The organism is Pseudomonas sp. 2FG (assembly GCF_005502935.1).
Lineage (GTDB): Bacteria > Pseudomonadota > Gammaproteobacteria > Pseudomonadales > Pseudomonadaceae > Aquipseudomonas.
In genome coordinates this window covers 93,699-111,588 of sequence record NZ_SCMP01000012.1, presented here as the reverse complement: position 1 = coordinate 111,588, position 17,890 = coordinate 93,699, and the positions used below count along the sequence as shown (strand labels likewise).

General features: G+C 62.6%; 14 protein-coding genes. 3 read left to right on the top strand and 11 right to left on the bottom strand.

Annotated features, from left to right (window positions below):
• Window positions 1-101: 101 nt before the first annotated feature.
• Complete coding sequence (gene pcaQ, locus FFS13_RS13835; protein ID WP_137819662.1) at window positions 102-1,031, bottom strand: pca operon transcription factor PcaQ; 930 nt, start codon at window positions 1,029-1,031, stop codon at window positions 102-104.
• A 32-nt stretch (window positions 1,032-1,063) separates the two neighbouring features.
• Window positions 1,064-1,933, bottom strand: coding sequence for a helix-turn-helix domain-containing protein (locus FFS13_RS13830; protein WP_137819661.1), 870 nt, complete (start codon window positions 1,931-1,933; stop codon window positions 1,064-1,066).
• 160 nt (window positions 1,934-2,093) lie between these two features.
• Here FFS13_RS13830 and pobA point away from each other — a divergent pair, with 160 nt between their 5' ends.
• Window positions 2,094-3,278 (top strand): 4-hydroxybenzoate 3-monooxygenase, encoded by a 1,185-nt coding sequence (gene pobA / locus FFS13_RS13825; RefSeq protein WP_137819660.1) that lies wholly within the window; start codon window positions 2,094-2,096, stop codon window positions 3,276-3,278.
• 299 nt (window positions 3,279-3,577) lie between these two features.
• Here pobA and mhpT read toward each other — a convergent pair whose 3' ends face one another.
• The 3 genes from mhpT to FFS13_RS13815 all read right to left on the bottom strand — a co-directional run bounded on the left by mhpT (window position 3,578) and on the right by FFS13_RS13815 (window position 5,415).
• Window positions 3,578-4,810 (bottom strand): 3-(3-hydroxy-phenyl)propionate transporter MhpT, encoded by a 1,233-nt coding sequence (mhpT, locus tag FFS13_RS13820; protein WP_137819659.1) that lies wholly within the window; start codon window positions 4,808-4,810, stop codon window positions 3,578-3,580.
• Between the two features lie 120 nt (window positions 4,811-4,930).
• Window positions 4,931-5,083 carry a hypothetical protein gene (locus FFS13_RS19785; protein WP_171006487.1) on the bottom strand — a complete coding sequence of 51 codons (153 nt, stop codon included), beginning with the start codon at window positions 5,081-5,083 and terminating at the stop codon, window positions 4,931-4,933.
• Between the two features lie 74 nt (window positions 5,084-5,157).
• Window positions 5,158-5,415, bottom strand: coding sequence for a DUF3237 domain-containing protein (locus tag FFS13_RS13815; protein WP_137819658.1), 258 nt, complete (start codon window positions 5,413-5,415; stop codon window positions 5,158-5,160).
• A 259-nt stretch (window positions 5,416-5,674) separates the two neighbouring features.
• On the opposite strand from FFS13_RS13815, the gene FFS13_RS13810 reads away from it, so the two are divergent.
• Entirely contained in the window at window positions 5,675-6,556 is an 882-nt protein-coding gene (locus FFS13_RS13810; protein WP_137819657.1) for a helix-turn-helix domain-containing protein, read from the top strand.
• A 506-nt stretch (window positions 6,557-7,062) separates the two neighbouring features.
• Here the strand turns inward: FFS13_RS13810 and FFS13_RS13805 are convergent.
• From FFS13_RS13805 to FFS13_RS13780, 6 genes are all read right to left on the bottom strand, one after another.
• Window positions 7,063-7,803: a hypothetical protein gene (locus FFS13_RS13805; protein ID WP_137819656.1), complete on the bottom strand. Its 741-nt coding sequence runs from the start codon at window positions 7,801-7,803 to the stop codon at window positions 7,063-7,065.
• Window positions 7,804-7,928: 125 nt separating this feature from the next.
• A complete protein-coding gene (locus FFS13_RS13800) occupies window positions 7,929-10,355 on the bottom strand; it encodes an RND family transporter (protein ID WP_137819655.1) in 2,427 nt (808 codons plus the stop codon).
• Between the two features lie 59 nt (window positions 10,356-10,414).
• The gene (locus FFS13_RS13795) at window positions 10,415-11,506 is read right to left on the bottom strand and encodes a YCF48-related protein (RefSeq protein WP_137819654.1); all 1,092 of its coding nucleotides are present in this window, start codon (window positions 11,504-11,506) and stop codon (window positions 10,415-10,417) included.
• Window positions 11,507-11,592: 86 nt separating this feature from the next.
• A complete protein-coding gene (locus FFS13_RS13790; RefSeq protein ID WP_137819653.1) occupies window positions 11,593-12,954 on the bottom strand; it encodes a DUF1329 domain-containing protein in 1,362 nt (453 codons plus the stop codon).
• A gap of 18 nt (window positions 12,955-12,972) precedes the next feature.
• A complete protein-coding gene (locus FFS13_RS13785; RefSeq protein WP_137819652.1) occupies window positions 12,973-14,619 on the bottom strand; it encodes a DUF1302 domain-containing protein in 1,647 nt (548 codons plus the stop codon).
• Window positions 14,620-14,826: 207 nt separating this feature from the next.
• A complete protein-coding gene (locus tag FFS13_RS13780; RefSeq protein ID WP_137819651.1) occupies window positions 14,827-15,594 on the bottom strand; it encodes a coniferyl-alcohol dehydrogenase in 768 nt (255 codons plus the stop codon).
• A gap of 286 nt (window positions 15,595-15,880) precedes the next feature.
• Between FFS13_RS13780 and FFS13_RS13775 the strand changes: the two genes are divergently transcribed.
• Window positions 15,881-17,707, top strand: coding sequence for a sigma-54-dependent Fis family transcriptional regulator (locus FFS13_RS13775; RefSeq protein ID WP_137819650.1), 1,827 nt, complete (start codon window positions 15,881-15,883; stop codon window positions 17,705-17,707).
• Window positions 17,708-17,890 lie beyond the last annotated feature (183 nt).

Genomic DNA, 17,890 nt, shown 5'->3' with positions numbered 1-17,890 from the left:
TTGATTGATCGAGTGGCCTGAGCAACGGCCTGGGTCTGCAGTCTCGAACAACAGTCGGAGGGCGAAAACTGAAAAAATGCCCGTCAAACATAACCAAATGGTTATGGATAGATCCCCTCTCGGTAGTCCTGCCCCACCTCGCGCAGCACCTCGAGGCACCAGTGCGCCGCGAGCGAGAGCGGCAGCGTGGCGTTACTGCAAATGCCCACCGACCCACCCGGCTCCTGGATGCCAAGCTCGATTTCAGCCAGCTCGCCCCGGCGCAGATCCAGACGAACCGCATCGAACGGGGCGATCCAAATCGCATCGCTGCACAGCACATAACGCCGGCTGAGGGCCACGGACAGCGTCTCCAGGCGTTGCCGTGGCGGGCTGATACCGCACTGCACGATCAGGCTGTCGGCGAACTTGCGAATGGTGGTGCCGGCCAGCGGCAGAACCAGCGGGAAGTCTTCCAGCCGGCTGCGATCGAGCGGCCCGGCCAGCAGCGGGTGACCGGCGCGTACCACCAGGGTCATGGATTCGCTGTACAGGTGTTCGAAAGTCAGCCCCTGGATCTGCGGGCTATCGGTCATGCGGCCTGCCACCAGATCGAGATCGCCCACGCGCAACTGCGAGAGCAGGTACGCGCTCGGCCCGGTCACCACGCTGACGACCAGCGCCGGGTGGCGCTCGTGCAGGCGGCGCACGACCTCCGGCACCAGCAGGCTTTCCACCGTGGACAGCACCCCGAGCCTGACCACACCCGACTCGTACTCGCCCGCCCGCAGGCTGTTGACCCCATCGCGCAGCGCCTGCACGCAGGGCCCGGCATAACGCAGGAAGGCCACCCCGGCCTCGGTCAGGCTGACGCCACTCTTGCTGCGCTCGAACAGGCTGGCAGCGAGAAGCTCCTCCAGCTCCTTGAGGGTCTTCGAGATCGCCGGCTGACTCACCGCCAGCTTGTCCGCCGCCTTCGCCAGAGTCCCCTGCCGCGCCACTTCGAGAAAACACACGAGGTGGCGGAATTTGATACGGGTATCGATGTTCACCGGATTTCCTTTGCGTGCGTTGCCGGACACAGCTAGCGCTGTATGCGGAATTGCTTCGGCGATTGGCCAGTGCCGCGCTTGAAGAACCGGGAAAAATAGGCCGGCTCGGAAAAGCCCAGGCTGTCCGACACCTGATTGATGGTCATGGCGGTGTAGACCAGGCAGCGCTTGGCTTCCAGCAGCAATCTCTGGTTGATCATCTGCAACGCCGACTGCCCGGCGAGACGCCGGCACAGCGCATTCAGGTGCGCGGCACTGATACCCAGGCTGGCGGCATAACGCTCGATGGGCAGGTGCTGGCGAAATTGCAGTTCCAGCAGCCGGGTGAACTCCTGCAGATGCTCCCGCCCACGGTCGCGCTGCTGGGCTTCGGACATGGCGAGCGCCAGCGAGCGGCGGCTGATCCAGACCAGCAGCACGCTGATCAGCGACTGCAACATCAGATCGCGCCCCGGCTCCTGGTGGCTGTACTCCTGGCTGATCGACTCGAACAGCGCATCGAGATGACGCCGCTCGCTACCGACCAGATAACACCCGGCGTTCATTAGCACCTGGCTGTCCAGCGGGCCGCTGAGCCGTTCCACCAGGGGCAAGGCCAGGCTCAGCACATGGCCTTCGATGTCCTCGGAGAACCTGAAACCATGCACGCTGAGGGCGGGAACCACCTGCAGCGAGGGCGACTCGACCCGGTTCACCACCCCCTCCACTTCCAGCACCGCCTTGCCCGCCTGCACATACAGCAGTTGCACCAGATCACCGTGGCGATGGGGCTTGATCTCCCACTCATGCAGGCGGCTACGCTCGGGAATCGACTCGCAATGAATCAGGTCCGGCGTCGGCCAGGCCGCGGTCTCGCCATAGAGTTTGAACACCGGAACCGGGGTTCCAGCCGACTTGAGCATGCGTCCTCCCAAACAGACAAACCCGCGAAAAGTCCATGAAACTTGTTGGATATTGCCTTCAAAGCGCGCAGCTATCCACAAAAAATACAAGAGAGCCAACCAGGCTGCTGAGCCGGACTACCTCCCCATCCTCAGCAGCCCATTATCGAGGACAACAACAATGAAGACTCAAGTCGCCATCATCGGCGCCGGCCCCTCGGGACTGCTGCTCGGCCAGCTGCTGCACAACGCCGGCATCGACAACATCATCGTCGAACGCCAGAGCCCCGAATACGTGCTGGGCCGTATCCGTGCCGGCGTGCTGGAACAGGGCATGGTCGACCTGCTGCGCGAGGCGGATGCCAGTCAGCGCATGGACCGTGAGGGTCTGGTGCATGACGGTTTCGAACTGGCTTTCGACGGGCGCTGCGAACATATCGACCTGAAGGGGCTGACCGGCGGCAAGACTGTGATGGTCTACGGCCAGACCGAGGTCACTCGCGACCTGATGGAGGCCCGCCAAACCAGCGGCGCCACCACCTTGTACAGCGTGCCGGACGTGCAACTGCACGAATTCAAGGGCGAGAAACCCTACCTGACCTTCACCCTCAACGGCGAGACCGTGCGCCTGGACTGCGACCACATCGCCGGCTGCGACGGCTTCCATGGGGTGGCGCGCAAGTCGATTCCGCAGGGCGTGCTCACCGAGTTCGAGCGGGTCTATCCGTTCGGCTGGCTGGGCGTGCTGGCCGACACCCCGCCGGTCAACGACGAACTGATCTATGCCAACCACGAGCGCGGCTTTGCCCTGTGCAGCATGCGTTCCGCCACCCGCACCCGCTACTACGTGCAGGTGGGCGCCGAGGAGCAAGTCGAAGACTGGTCGGATGAACGCTTCTGGGAAGAACTCAAGAGCCGCCTGCCTGCCGAGGTCGCAGCCCGGCTGGTGACCGGTCCCGCCATCGAGAAGAGCATCGCCCCGCTGCGCAGCTTCGTGGTGGAACCCATGCAGTACGGCCGCCTGTTCCTCCTCGGCGACGCCGCCCACATAGTCCCGCCCACCGGCGCCAAAGGGCTGAACCTGGCCGCCAGCGACGTCAACACGCTGTTCCGCATCCTGCTCAAGGTCTACCGCGAAGGCCGCCACGAGTTGCTGGAGAAGTATTCGGCAATCTGCCTGCGGCGCATCTGGAAAGCCGAGCGCTTCTCCTGGTGGATGACCTCGGTGCTGCACCGCTTCCCGGACACCGATGCCTTCAGCCAACGCATGCAGCAGACCGAACTGGACTACTTCGTCGGCTCGGAAGCCGGGCGCAAGACCATCGCCGAAAACTACGTCGGCCTGCCCTACGAGCCAATTGAATAGTTTCTCCGGCTCCCGGCGGCAGGACTGCCCTGGGAGTTTTTACAGCAGACGGACCGGCCGTGAGGCTCAGTGGGCGCAGATTAAACTCTCTTTCCTAGGCCTCACTGCACCACCTGAACCGTCTCCTATGGCGCTTTACCCAATCTCGGCGCCTCCTCTGAGCGGAGATGGGGAATTCATGCACGTCCCATAGGGAGTCCGCGTAACTGCCGCTGCACTCCCCGTGGCAGCAACAGTTACGCGGAAAAGACATTCTCATCCCGGAGCAAACAAGGAATGAAAATGGACATACACCCTGTTTAAGACTTTGGCAGGGCACCGACTTCGAGCTCATCTGCATTGCGATTGATGAGTCCGGCGGCAGTAACCGCAGCGAGCACCACTACTGGGGAAGCAGCAAGCAGCAGGCCGCCGACACCAGTGCCCGCTGCCAACAACTGGCCTGCTATCAGAGGCCCAGCCATCGAGCCAAGTCGCCCCACGGCGACTGCAACGCCCACACCAGTGGCGCGGATATCGGCCGGATACATTCGTGGCGCTAGAGCGTAGAGAATCAGCTGCCCACCTACGGCACAGCCCCCAGCCGCCAATCCCGCCAGCAATAGCCAGTGCAATTGATCAACCGTTCCTAGCGCTGCCAATGAAACGAGCATACCCAGATAGGCGAGAACTACCGCCAGAAGAGGTCTATGCCGATCCATCAGCTGCCCTGCCAACAGCGACCCAGCAACACCCCCGACATTGAACAGTACCTGGATTACCGCTACGTCAAGGCGGCCCAGGCCTCGCTCAAGCAGTAAGGACGGTAGCCAGTTCAACAGCATGTAGAGAATCGTCAGGGTGAAAAAGCAGCTAGACCAGAGCAGAAGAGTGCCCCGCCCGCGCCTCTGACTGAACAGGGAACCCGCCGCATTGCGCAGATGAATCGAAGAGCCGGCAGCGGATCGTCCCTGATAGACGCGGGACTCCGGCAACCAGAGGGCAAGCAATAGCGCAATCAGCAGCGGGGTAATACCGCCAACGTAGAACACCAAGCGCCAGTCACCAGACACCGAAAGCATGCCTATCAACGCAGCTATCGCACCGCCCAGCGGCACCCCGCAGTAGGTCAGACTCACCGCCGTATTGCGTAAATGGTCATCAGCGGCTTCAGAGGAAAGGGCGATCAGAATCGGCAGCGCAGCTCCCAGGCCAAGGCCGGTCACCAACCTGGCCACCAGCAGGTCTTCGTAAGTGGCACTGTGCGCAGTGAGCAGCGAGAACAGACCAAACAGGATAGTTGCTGTGATCAGGACGAACTTGCGACCGAAGCGATCCGCCAGCCAACCACCAACCACTGCACCCGGCAATAGGCCGATGAGGCCAGCGCTGAACACCCAGCCGAGCGTGGCCGGGGTCAGGGCAAACTCTCTCGATATGTATGGCGCGGCAATACCAGTGGCCTGAAGATCCAAGCCTTCAAGCAGTGCAACGAAAAAACAGAGCCCTATCGTGCGCAGCGAATTGCGCTGAGGGGCTGATGAACTGGACATATGAACCTCGGTTATTGTTCTTGTAGTCGTAAAGCAAAACGCAAAGACAGAAGATCCGAACACCGTGACAAGACGCCACGACTTAACAGAGGCGACCGGTTGCGATTCCGAGATCAGCAGCTAATTACCGTCCACCTTGTAGACGCCGATCAGCACCTCATCCGAACTCACGTCGTCGATGGTGCCGACGAAAATGTAGTCACTTCGCCAGGCGTGTTTCCCCGGCTGGGTCTTGAATGAAGGGACTGTACGGCCGTAGCAATCGCTCTCCACCAACTCGACACCCTTCGCCTGCTTGGCGAGACCTTCTGCGGTAGTAGCATCGTCACGTCATTGATTGTTGCGCGCTACCGACATGTCCGTCCCACCAGGAATGACAGTGCCCTGCCGGTGAAAGTACCGCCGACGATCGGATAATTGATGCGATGGCCATCGGCACTCTTGCCCATGCCCTCCTCCGGGCCGAACTTGCCGCCCGTGCGGTAGTCACTCAATGCCGTCAGCGTGACGTTCAGGGCAAAATTTTCATTCAGGTCGATGGCGCTGGCTGGCAGCGCAAGGCTCAGCAGCAGCCCACCAGCTAAACATAATCCACTCTTTCTCATGCGGTTCCGCTCCGTTTTTATCATTGGAATGGCAGAAAAGCTGTTCTTACAATTTTTGTTATCACTATTATCAATATCTCGATGCGGAATCTGTACATGAGGCCAATAAAGCGATCATGAATCCCCACCTACCGCCATCATCATCCGATTTACCTACCAGACTCTATCCACCTTGCGCAGCCGATAGCGCCCTGATATGGTGCATTTAGTTACTAGCATTAACTATATAAACAAGTACGCAGAATCGGGAGCTAGCCCTATGTCGATCAAGGTTCTTGATACCTCGGATGTGGAGCAGCAGCGAACGGCTATCGCGGGCTGGGAGCAGCAGTACGCGCAGATGTCAGCAGGACGCTTTCACGGCAGGATCGTGCATGCCGAGTTCGGCGCCGTGGAGGCCTATGAAGAGCGCATGAACACCCGCGTCGAGCAGCATTTTCACGCTCCCGACAATGCCCTGGTGTTCAGTTTCGACATGGCTGACGGTGCCCTCTATCTACTCGACAGCAAAAGCCAGAACACCTGGGTCACACCGGAGAACTACCGCGAGGTTGCAGTAGTGGTCGATCTCGATCTGCTTGGTGAGGACTGCCACGCCGATTCACTGGAAGGACTGACCCTCACTCCATTGAGATCGCAGCAAAGCCAACTGTTCGGCTCATGGCTGAGCAATCTGCTTGGGAAACTCGCCGAGTCGCCAGAGCACTCGCAAGAGCTCCACCTGCCGCATCAACTGGTCGAAGATTGCCTCTTCGTTCTCGAATGCTCGACGCGCTCAGAGGATCGCTTGCGACAGAAGCGACTAACTCAAGATAGGAAAATCGTCGGCCGGGTATTCGAACTGGCCAACGCTTACCCCGAAGACAACTTCAACGTCCTCCAGCTCGCCAAGGTTGCTGGTGTATCCGTCCGCCAGTTGCAGCAGTCCTTTACCCAGTTCACCGGCCTAGCGCCGACCGCATGGCTGCGTCTACGCCGCTTGAACGCGGCACATCGCGACCTGCAACGAGCATCGCCGGAAGAAACCACAGTGGCAGAAGTCGCCATGCACTGGTCGTTCTGGCACCTAGGGCGTTTTTCCGAGGCCTACCGGAAGCTATTCAACGAGCAGCCAAAGTGCACCCTGCAGCGCCGACCCTGACAACCATGAATGAGCGGTACGCGCAGCATCGATGCGAACTACCACCAGCGCCCTAGTGGCAGTCAGCACAACACCGCCCATTCTGCCCAACTAAGTGACAGTCCTGTCGTTAACCCACCCTGCGTCGGTCTGCCCTACGAGCCGATCGAGTGAGTGTCCTTCTGCTCCCGGAACCAGGATTGCCCCGGGAGCTTTCTATGCCCATGGCAGTACTGGGGAGTCAGTCAACGGGCGCTAAGCGAACTCTGTTTGCCTAGCGCGATTGATCGACAGTCAGCATGCCCCTCACGTGCTCCGGGCCGGCAACTCCAGGCAACGGAGTCCGTGCTGTAAACGCTGCAGCCTACAAGGCCACAGCGTCCATCAATCCCTGCTGCGTCAGCCGGACTACTGCCGTACGCCCGATTAGATTGCGCTTTGGAAGTCGCCTTCCACTTGAAAAACCAGCCCCAACCTAATCATCTTCAACGCGTCCATACGTCACAGCGCCGTCAATATTTCCCGTCTCAGCGCCTCTGCGCCGCCAGTTGATCGAGCTCCAGCATGCTACGGGCAACGTAGGGTTCCGCGCTGGCGATGGATTTTCCGAAGTCGCTGCTGAGCAATTGCCCGCGTACGAAACGGAAGCTGCGTTGCTGCTTCTGCAGGCGCTCCGCGTGTTCCGGCAGCTCTGCTAGCAAGCTGGCGAAGCCTTGGTTGATGCCCTCGTCCATGGCGGCGAATTCAGCGGCGCTCAAGGCCACCGAATAGACCCCCAGCACTCGCGCGCTGCGGGCCTGGGCCTGCAGGAGCAAGCGCCCCAGCGCCTGGCTTTGCCGGTGCAACAACCGCACGCGCGCCGGAACCTCCGGCTCTAGCTGGCGATAGTGCTGGGCCGCCCGCGACTCGAGTTGCTCATGGGCGCCGAGCAAGGCGATCAAACGCGCCGGATAGAGTGGCGCCTCGCTGCGCGGCAGCTGTTCCAGCTCGCTCAGCAGGGCTGAGATTTCGTCGAGCGGCTGGCTCAGCTCGGGCGGCTGGCCCAGTTGGCGGGTCAGCCCATCCAAACGGCTCAGCGCGCCCTGATAGGCCGCCAGATGGCCCGGATCGGGCGGCCCCCCTTGCGCTTCGAAATACATCAGCGCATTGGCGCAGAGCAGATAGGCCTGGCTCTGCAACTCGTGGTAGCGCTGCGCTCTTTCGCTCGCGGCGACCAGGCTGGAAACCAGTAGGCTCAGCGCGATCAGCGCCATCGGCAAATACCGCATGGAACTCTCCCTGTGCTACGAATTTTATTTTTATTCTCGACAACCCATGGCGCACTTCGCCATGGCGACAGTAAAAGACCCGGAACGCCGGCCACCTTAAGCCGGCATTCCGGGCAAAACGATGATCAGACCAGTTCCAGGCGCAGGGCCGCTTCAGGCTTTTTGGCGAAGACCTTCTGCGGCAACAGGAAGTAGGCCAGGGCCGGCAGCAGGATCAGCGCGCCGAGCATGTTCACCAGGAACATAAAGGCCAGCAGGATGCCCATGTCGGCCTGGAACTTGATCGGCGAGAAGGCCCAGGTCGCCACGGCTATGGCCAGGGTGATGCCCGTCAGCATCACCACCTTGCCGGTGAACAGCAGCGCGCGGTAATAGGCCTCGGACAGCGAATCCCCCGCGCGCATGCGCGCCAGGATCACGCTCAGCACATAGAGCGCGTAGTCGATGCCGATGCCCACGCCGAGGGCGATCACCGGCAGGGTCGCGACCTTGACGCCCATCCCCAGCCCGACCATCAGGGCCTCGCAGAGGATCGAGGTGAGCACCAGCGGCAGCACCGCGGCGAGCACCGCACGCCACGAGCGGAAGGTCACCCAGCAGAGCAGGATCACCGCGCCGTAGACCCAGAACAGCATCTCGCGCATGGCCTTCTTCACCACGATATTGGTCGCGGCCTCGATCCCGGCGCTGCCGGCCGCCAGCATGAACTTCACCTCCGGCAGTTGCTGTCGGGCGATAAAGGCTTCGCTGGTGTCCACCACCCGCGCCAGGGTGTCGGCCTTGTGGTCGGCCAGGTAGACGTAGAGCGAGAGCATGGAGCAGCCCTGGTTGAACAGCTCGCGCGGTGCCCGGGTCTGCACCGCGCCGAGGGCGCCGTCGTTGGGGACCAGCTCGTACCACTTGAAGTTGCCCTCGTTGTAGCCGGCCGTGGCGATCTTGCTCAGGGCGGCCATGGAGTTGGTGGACTCGACGCCCGGCAGTTGCTCCAGCTGCCAGGCCAGGGCATCGACCGCGGCCAGGGTCGTGTAGCGGGTGCACTGGTCTTCCGGGGTTTTCACCATGACCACGAAGATGTCCGAGCTGGCCGCGTAGTTCTGCGTCATAAAGGCCGCGTCGCGGTTGTAGCGCGAGTCCGGGCGAAGCTCGGGGGCGCCGGGGTCGAGGTCGCCGACCTTCAGCTGCAGGCTGACGGCGAAGCCGAAGGCCGCCAGAGCCAGCCCGGCGAGGCAGGCGGCAATCGCCCAGGAACGGCGAGTGAAGAGGTCGAGAAAACTCCAGAACGGGTGCTTGGCGTTGGCGGTCAGCTCGTCGGTTTCCGCGCGCAGGCTGCGCTCGGCCGCCTTGGGGCTGACGCCGATATAGCTGAGCAGGATCGGCAGCAGGATCAGGTTGGTGAAGATCAACACCGCCACCCCGATGCTGGCGGTGATCGCCAGATCCTGGATCACCCGGATTTCGATCATCATCAGCACGGCAAAGCCCACGGCGTCGCACAGCAGCGCGGTCATGCCGGCGGCAAACAGGCGGCGGAAGGTGTAGCGCGCGGCGACCACACGGTGGGTGCCGCGGCCGACGTCCTGCATGATGCCGTTCATCTTCTGCGCGCCATGGCTCATGCCGATGGCGAAGATCAGGAAAGGCACCAGCGCCGAGTAGGGATCGAGATCGTAGCCTAGGCTGGCGAGCAGGCCGATCTGCCAGAGCACCGCCACCAGCGAGCAGATCACCACCAGCGAGGTGCTGCGCACACAGCGGGTGTACCAGTAGAGCACCACCACGGTCACCAGCACGGCGACCACGAAGAACAGCATGACCTGCACCAGCCCCTCGATCAGGTCGCCGATGATCTTGGTGAAGCCGGTGATATGGATCTGGATCCGCTCGTTCTGATATTTGCCGCGCAGGGTTTCCAAGCGGCGCGAGAAATCGCCGTAGTCCAGCGCCTTGCCGGTCTCCGGGTTGATCTCCAGCAGCGGCACGAAAATCACGCTGGACTTGAAGTTGCCGGCCACCAGTTGGCCGATCTCGCCGGAACGGGCGACGTTCCGGCGGACCTCCTCCAGGCTGGCCGGCGAGCCGTCGTAGCTATCCGGGATCACCGTGCCGCCGTCCAGGCCCTCCTCGGTCACCGCGGTCCAGCGCGTGGTCGGCGTCCACAGGGACTTCATGTAGGGCTTGTCGACGCCCGGCAGCAGGTAGATCTCGTCGTTGAGCTTGGCCAGGGTGTCCAGATAGTCCTTAGCGAAGATGCTGCCGTCCTTGGCCTCCACCGCGATACGGATCGCGTTGCCCAGGCCGCTCAGCTCGCTGCGGTGTTCGAGGAAGTTGGCGACGTAGGGATGGGAGGTGGGAATGGTCTTCTCGAAGCTGGCGTTCAGCCCGATCTTGCTGGCCTGGTAGCCCAGCACCAGGGTGACCAGCAAGCAGAGCAGGATCACCCAGGGGCGGTGGTTGAAGATCGCCCGTTCACCCAGATTGCCGGAGCGCTGGTCGAAATCTTCCAGCCTGCCGATCACCACTTGCTGTTCGAGAGAGGAATTATTGTTGTTCACATCTGACTCCGAATCCGGCTATGGAGAGCCATGGGCCCTCGACGCCTGGCCAAGTTTTTTCAGCGTTGTGTCGTGGAAAAACCGCGCGGTTGCCGGGCTAACCCGCTCAGGCCGACGCTGGTCAAGCTGCCGTCGGGCGCGGCCACCAGGCCGGCGATCGAGGCGTCGGCCTGCCCCGCCAGTTGCTGGAAGGTTCGGCCTTGGTCGTGGCTGATCAGCAGTTCGCCGGCCTGGCTGGCCAAGACCAGGGAGCCGTCGGCCAATTGAGTGCCGGCGGAAAAGGCCACCTCGACGCCGGTTTCGATGCGGCTCCAGCTGTCGCCCTGGTCGCCGGACCAATAGCCGTTACCGCGCAGGCCGAAGGCGACCAGTTCGCCCGTGGCGCTGCTCAGCAGGCCGAAGAAACTGCCGTCATAGGGGGAGTCGAGCGCCTGGAAACTCTGCCCGCCGTCGGCGGAGCGCAGCAGCAAACCGCGCTCGCCGGCGATATAGAGGAAGCCGCCCGCCGCGCGAATGCTGTACAGGTTGAGGTTCTCGGGGTTCTGCAGCTGCTGCATCCACGGCAGCCAGGTCTTGCCGCCATCCGCGGTGCGCAGGATCAGGTTGTAGGCACCGACGATATAGCCGTGCTGGCGGTCGCTGAAATAGAGGTCGAGAAAGGGCTTGTCCGGGCCGTCGGCGACCAGCCACTCGGCGTCTTTCAGCCGCTTGGCGTCACCGCTGCGCTGGGCCGACTCGAGCGCCAGCTGCGCGGCGCGGACGCCATCCAATTGTTTGGCCCAGGTCTCGCCGCCGTCCTCGCTGTGCAGGACGACGCCCAGATGCCCTACCGCCCATCCCTGCTCGGCATCCACAAACTGCACCGCCGTGAGGCTGACACTGACCGGCACTCGGGCCTGGCGCCAGGTCTCCCCGGAGTCGTCCGAGAGCAGGATGATGCCGCGCTCGCCGACCGCCACCAGCCGTTCGCCGGCCCGGGTCACCGCCAGCAGCACCGAACGCTGCGCCTTGGCGGTCTGCATCGCCGCCTGGTTCAGCAGCGGAATCTGTGGCGTAGCCGCCGGCGCTGCCGTTGCCCAAGTCGGAGCCAACAGCAGGGCTAGCACCAGGCCCACCGGAATCGCCCGGGTGACTGAAAAATTACCGATCATGTCCGCTCCAACCACTGCATAAGAATTATCCAGACAGTGATCGCGCAGCACGCCAACGCCAGGGCATCGGCGCGCTGCGCAATCCCTCAGCGCATGCTGTCGCTGGCCATGGCATCGGGGGTGAAGAACGACGCCGACGGACGCGGATAGGCCTGGTACTGCACCTGCAGGTCGTTGGCCGAGGCGTTGAGGAAGTAGGCGCCGGTTTCCAGGTTGTAGCTGCCCCACATGACTTGGTTGGTCAGCACCGGCATTTCCGGCGCGAGCAGGGTCAGCGAGTAGTTATGCCGGCCAAGCTTGCCTTGAGCGTCATAGCCATCGACCAGCAGCACCTGCCAGGAGTCCTCATCCACGTAGTAGGTGCGTTTTGGCACTACATGGCGCTTGCCGGCCTTAAGCGTGGCCTCCACTACCCAGACGCGGTGTTTCTCCCAGCGCACCAGATCCGGATTGAGGAACTTGGCTTGGACCAGATCGTCGCTCTTCGCCGCGGCCGCCCGGTTGTTGTTGTAAGGCACCAGCAGCTCCTTCTTGCCAACGATCTTCAGGTTGTGCCGGTCGGTCGGGCCGAAAATCATAAAGGCCTCGTCGAAGAAGCCGACGCCTGAGGTGACGAAGTCCGGGGTGTCGTAGGCGATATTCGGCGCGCGGCGCACCCGGCGCTGGCCGACCAGATACTGCCAGGCGGCGCGCTTGCCAGGATCCATATCCCAGTGGGTCATCAGGCCCTCGCCGGCCTTGGACGACGGCTGTTCGGTGGCCAGCTTGCCGATCAGAAACTTGCCGCCATAGGTCTCCAGGCTGCCTTCCTTGAAGTAGTAAGGGCTTTGATACCAGAAGCGCGCGCGGGTGGCCTGCAACTTTTTGCCGCCAGCGGTCATCAGCCAGGTGTCGAACGGCGCGTAGAAGGTGTCGCCGCCCTGCCAGGACAGGCGTTGGTTCCACAGCACCTCGGCACCGTTCTTAGGCAGCGGGAAGGGAATCCCGCCGTAGGCGCCACTGACTTTCTCGCTGGCCTCCTCCAGGGTGGCGCGCGTGGCGTTCTGCAGAGTGTTGTCGTACACCCACTGCGGCGCCGCGGCGGAACGTTGGGTCGGATACACATCCAGGCGATAGTCCGGATACTTCTTCAGCAAGGCCTTGGTGCCCTCGGCCAACTGCTCGGCGTACTGCTCCATATTGCTCGCGCTGACCGAAAACAGCGGCTTATCGCCGGCGAAAGGATCCGCGCGTTTAGCGCCATTCTTGTAGCCTGCAGGGACCTGGGTATAGCCGCCGGTCCATTCCGGGATACTGCCGTCGGCATTGCCGGCGCGCTCGCCACCCAGAGGCGTGAGGTCGGTTTTCAGTCGCGCGGCTTCTTCTGGAGAGACCGCCGCCTGCGCCAGGCCGATACTCAACAAGGCAATAGTCAAGGCCGAGATATGCAGCGAGAGTTTGCTTTTCATGGCAAATGACACCTTTTATTAGAATGTGGTTTTAACGTAGACGGAGACGAAGTCGCGGTCGGCCAGCGACTGCGCGTAACTGAAGTCGCCGTCCTCGCGCAGCCCCGCGCCCTTCTTGCCGAAGAAGTTCACGTAGTTGACGCCGAAGTCCCAGGTCTGCAAATAAGTCGCCTTGACCCCGACACTCCAATCGCCGGCATGGGAGTTGCCGAAACCGGCCTTGCTCACCGCCGAGGAACGTCCGTCGAGCACCACGCCCAGACCCACTGGCACGCTCAGATCGAGGCCGTCGGCCACCTGGAAGTAGGCCGGCTCCATCAAGACGCGGAAGGCCGTGGCATCGCGGGTGGTATTGGGATCGAGCGCCGTGCGGTTATCGGTGATGCTCAGGGTGCGGTTCCAGGCCAGTTCGGCGACGACCGAGCCACCATCCCAGAGTTCATTAGGCGAGAGCAGGTAGATGGTCGACAGGTTGATATGGGCGGTCTTGCCCTTGGCATAGAGCGCCTCGTCGCTGTTGTCCGCGTCGACGCCGGGCAAGACCACCTGCAGGTTGCTGACCAGCGGCGCATCCCAGCGATAGGAGGCCTCACCGGCGAAGTTGAACGGGCCATAGGCGGTGGAGAAACTGGCGCCGACGGTCTTGATGTCTTCCGCGTAGACCTGCCGGTAGGAACTCAGGATCGGCAGCCCGGTAGCGGCAAAAGCTGCGCCGTCCAGGTAGGCATAGAGGGCACTGGGCGCCTTGTCGTGGTACTTGGCGGCATAGAAGCCGAGTTCCAGCTCGGTGTCTTCCGGCTTGTAGCGCAGTTGCATGCCACCCTGCCCGGAGTCCTTGGCGCTCATATCCCCACCGTTAACGGTGGCATTGCCGAACACCTGCTGCAGATCGCCCGAACCGTGGCCGATGGCGTCGACGTCGCTCAGGTAGCTGCCGGCCCCCGGCACATTCGAGCGGTCCCACTCGAACTGGTAATAGGCCCCGACCGACAGTTGCGGATTGATCTGCAACTGGCCGGAAAGCTGATTCACCGGGCGCAGGATTTCCTTGAACTGGGTGCCCGGCACGCTGAGCAGCTTGACCACGTCGATCGGCCCCTGCGCGTTGGCGATACCGTTGCCGCCGAAGAACAGGCTTTCCCCATAGATCAGGCTGTGCTGGCCCAGGCGCAGAGTGCCTTGGCTCGACTCGCCGACGTTGCCGCGCAGGAACACGAAGGCATCCAGCACCTCGGCATCGCGCCCGTGCAACTCGCGGGTCTCGTCGAGGAAGTCTTCCTGCAGGCTGCTGTCGGTGTTCTTGTTGTAAACATCGTCATACCAGCCGGCGCCACTGAGGCGCAGGCCATAGTTTTGCGTGCTGAGATCGAACTCGGAGAACACATCCAGACGATTGGATACCAGGCCGCGATCGAAGTTGTTGTCGCCCTGGCTCTGAATATTCGGATACAGCCCGCCGGCGGTCGGCGAGTCGGTGATCTCGCTATCCTGTTCATTCAAGCGATAGGCCAGGCTGTACTTCAGCGTATTGTCCCAGCGCACCTTCCACTCCGAATCGCCCAGGTCGAACTGCATGGCACTCGCGCTCGACTGGGGCAGCGCCGCATAAATAGCGGCGGCTAGCACGGCGCGTTTGAAGGTGGCAACACCTCTACTGTTTTTCATATTCTTCCTCATTGTTTTTATTATCAAATATGCCGGCAAGCCAAGCGGCCGCCGAGACTTGATGTGTTCAACTCAGATCATTCGAAACGGACTTACTCAGCTCTTTAAACGCTTGATTCGGTCTCCCAAAGTTCGCCTGCTTGATAAAATCCAGACCAGCTCCGGCACACTTCAGACGCTTGTTGCGAACGGGCTAAGGAGCTCGGGTCAGAGATAGGTGGAGGCCAGGCCGCCATCCACCGGAATGTTCACGCCGTTGATCCAGCGCGACTCGTCGGCGCAGAGGAAGGCGATCACCGGGGCGATCTCGTCGGCATAGGCCGGACGCTTCATGCGATGGGCATCGGCCTGCGCCCGCTCCGCGCCGAGCATGGCCACGAATTCGTTGAGGATGGGGGTGAACACCGGCCCGGGCGCCACGCAGTTCATCCGCACCGAGGTCTGCAGAAACCAGGGCTGCGCCTGCATCTGGGTCCAGACGATCAGCGCCTCCTTGAAGTACTGGTAGCAGGTCTCTGCCGCCACCGGATGCGCCTGCAACCAGGCCTCGCCCTCGGCGAAACCCTCGACCGCGCCCAGGGCGCGATGCAGGGCCAGGCGCTGCGGCCATTCGGCGCCGAGTACCGAGGAGACGTTGACGATGGCGCCGCCGGCGCGGATGCGCGGCAGCAGCGCCGCGCTCAGATGACGCAGGCCCAGGTAGTTGACCCGCGCCACCAGTTGCGGATCGGCCGTGCCGGGCACCCCGGCGATATTGCACAGGCCGTCGAACTGCTCCGGCAGTTGCTGCACGGCGGCATCGATGGCATCCGGATGGCTCAGGTCGGCCTGGACGAAGGCATCCAGGGTCAGGCTCGGCTCGTTGCGGTCCACGCCGATCACAGTGGCGCCGTGAACGCGGAGGATTCGGGCAGTTTCGGCGCCGATGCCCGAGGAGACCCCGGTCACGACGATCGTCTTGTTAGTCAGGTTCATGCAGGTTTCCTGATTCAGTCTTGCTTGTGCTGTCCGGCGCGAGCGCTGTGGGGCAGTCAAGCCATGTTGTTATTGCCGAATTAGTTAAAGTCGGTAACTAGTTATAGCAAGCGATATGCCATACCCAGCCAACAACAGCGAAAGCCAGCAAACATGCGGGTTAGCGCGGAGAAAGGAAGCGCAGCGCCTCGGACGGAAGAGACGAACGGCTCGATAAAAGTGATGATTTCAGCAATTTCATCCTGCACTATGCGGAATATGATTAATCCGATTAAGGGTTTTCCCGATGGCGAACAAACTGATCTCCCTGGCCGAGCTCTCCCGCACCACGCAGAAAACCCTCGCCCGCGGCGCCAGCGAGCAATTGCCGCCCGGTGCCGCCCCGACCCTGCAGGATCTGACCGAATGCCTGCTGTTCAGCCCCGGCGACGGGCGCATCTGGCTGAACGGCGCGCGCATGCTGCTGATGCACAGCAGTGGCCTTGGCGCACTGCGCCGCGAACTGATCGAGAGCATGGGCCTGGCGCGCGCCCGCGGCATCATGCTGCGCACCGGCTATCACTGCGGCGCGCGGGACGCCGCGCTGGTCAAGGAACGCTTCCCCGAGGCCGACACCCTGGCGCTGTTCGCCGCCGGCCCGATCATCCATGCCCTCGAAGGCGCGGTGAAGGTCGAACCGGTGCACTTCGAATTCGACATGAACCTGGGCACCTACTACGGCGAATTCCTCTGGCACCACTCCAGCGAGGATGACGAGCACATCGCCCAATACGGCATCGGCACCGAGGCGGCCTGCTGGATGCAGACCGGCTATGCGACCGGCTACACCTCGGCGATGGTCGGCCGGCTGATCCTCTATCGCGAGGTCGAATGCCGCTCGATGGGCGCCAATATCTGCCGACTGATCGGCAAACCCGCGGAAGAATGGGACGATGCGGAAGAGGACCTGGCCGACCTCAACGCCGAACCCTTCGTCGGCAGCAGCCCCCGCAGCACGACAGCCCGCAACAGCGGCGACAAAGGCGCCCTGCCGAGCACGCCGCAACCCGATCCGGCGCCGTCGCAAGACAGCGACATGGTCGGCATATCGTCATCCTTCAATGCCGCCTGCCACATGTTGCGGCGGGTCGCGCCGACCCAGGCGACCGTGCTGTTCACCGGCGAATCCGGGGTGGGCAAGGAAATGTTCGCACGCATGCTGCACCGCATTAGCCCGCGACACGACGCCCCCTTCGTCGCCATCAACTGCGCCGCCATCCCGGAAACACTGATGGAGTCCGAACTGTTCGGCGTCGAACGCGGCGCCTTCACCGGCGCCACCCAATCGCGCGCCGGACGCTTCGAGCGCGCCGATGGCGGCACCCTGTTCCTCGACGAGATCGCCACCCTCAGCCTGGTCGCCCAGGGCAAGCTGCTGCGCGCCCTGCAGGAGGGCGAGATCGAGCGGGTCGGCGGCAGCCGGACACTGAAGGTCGATGTGCGAGTGGTCGCCGCGACCAACGTCGACCTGCGCGAAGCCGCGCGGCGCGGGGAGTTCCGCGAGGACCTGTTCTTCCGCCTGAACGTCTTCCCGATCCACCTGCCACCGCTACGCGAACGCAAGGAGGACATCCCGCTGTTGATGACCCACTTCCTCCACCGCTTCACCCAACGCCACGGCAGACAGCTCAGCGGCTTCACCCCGCGCACCGCGGACACCCTGCTGGGCTACGACTTCCCGGGCAATATCCGCGAGCTGCAGAATCTGGTGGAACGCGGGGTGATCAGCGCACCGGATGGCGGCGCCATCGACCTGGCGCACCTGTTCACCAGCGGCGAGCGCCTGGCCCAGCCGATGTTCTCCATCGGCACCCGCGGCGTGCTGGCCACGACATCGGACGACCAGCCGCCCGCCGGCGCGACGACCGAGGCGCCAACCGCGCCGAGCGAAGCGATCCACACCCTGTTCGGCGGCAAGGACCCGAGTCGGCTGTCGCTGCAGGAGATCGAGGACGCGATGATCGACCACAGCCTGGCCGAGGTGAAGGGCAATGTCTCCGAGGCGGCCCGTCGCCTGGGGCTGACCCGTGCACAGCTGTCCTATCGACTGTCGCGACGCCCATCGAACGAGTAAGACGAAAGGCGCGGGCCTTGCTCGCAATGGGCTCTGCGCGTCACCCGTTTAACAAATTTGGATCCATTAAACAAAAAGCCGCATTATCAGAACAACACATCCCGCCACCGCCAACCCACCCCTTAGCACTGCGCAGGGGCCGCTTTACAGCGGAAAAACCCTCTAAATCTGGCACTAACAACC

Coding starts and splice junctions, on each gene's coding strand:
- FFS13_RS13830 (WP_137819661.1), bottom strand. CDS start 1,933: ATGCTCAAGTCGGCTGGAACCCCGGTTCCGGTGTTCAAACTCTATGGC.
- pobA (WP_137819660.1), top strand. CDS start 2,094: ATGAAGACTCAAGTCGCCATCATCGGCGCCGGCCCCTCGGGACTGCTG.
- mhpT (WP_137819659.1), bottom strand. CDS start 4,810: ATGTCCAGTTCATCAGCCCCTCAGCGCAATTCGCTGCGCACGATAGGG.
- FFS13_RS13815 (WP_137819658.1), bottom strand. CDS start 5,415: ATGAGAAAGAGTGGATTATGTTTAGCTGGTGGGCTGCTGCTGAGCCTT.
- FFS13_RS13810 (WP_137819657.1), top strand. CDS start 5,675: ATGTCGATCAAGGTTCTTGATACCTCGGATGTGGAGCAGCAGCGAACG.
- FFS13_RS13805 (WP_137819656.1), bottom strand. CDS start 7,803: ATGCGGTATTTGCCGATGGCGCTGATCGCGCTGAGCCTACTGGTTTCC.
- FFS13_RS13795 (WP_137819654.1), bottom strand. CDS start 11,506: ATGATCGGTAATTTTTCAGTCACCCGGGCGATTCCGGTGGGCCTGGTG.
- FFS13_RS13790 (WP_137819653.1), bottom strand. CDS start 12,954: ATGAAAAGCAAACTCTCGCTGCATATCTCGGCCTTGACTATTGCCTTG.
- FFS13_RS13785 (WP_137819652.1), bottom strand. CDS start 14,619: ATGAAAAACAGTAGAGGTGTTGCCACCTTCAAACGCGCCGTGCTAGCC.
- FFS13_RS13780 (WP_137819651.1), bottom strand. CDS start 15,594: ATGAACCTGACTAACAAGACGATCGTCGTGACCGGGGTCTCCTCGGGC.
- FFS13_RS13775 (WP_137819650.1), top strand. CDS start 15,881: ATGGCGAACAAACTGATCTCCCTGGCCGAGCTCTCCCGCACCACGCAG.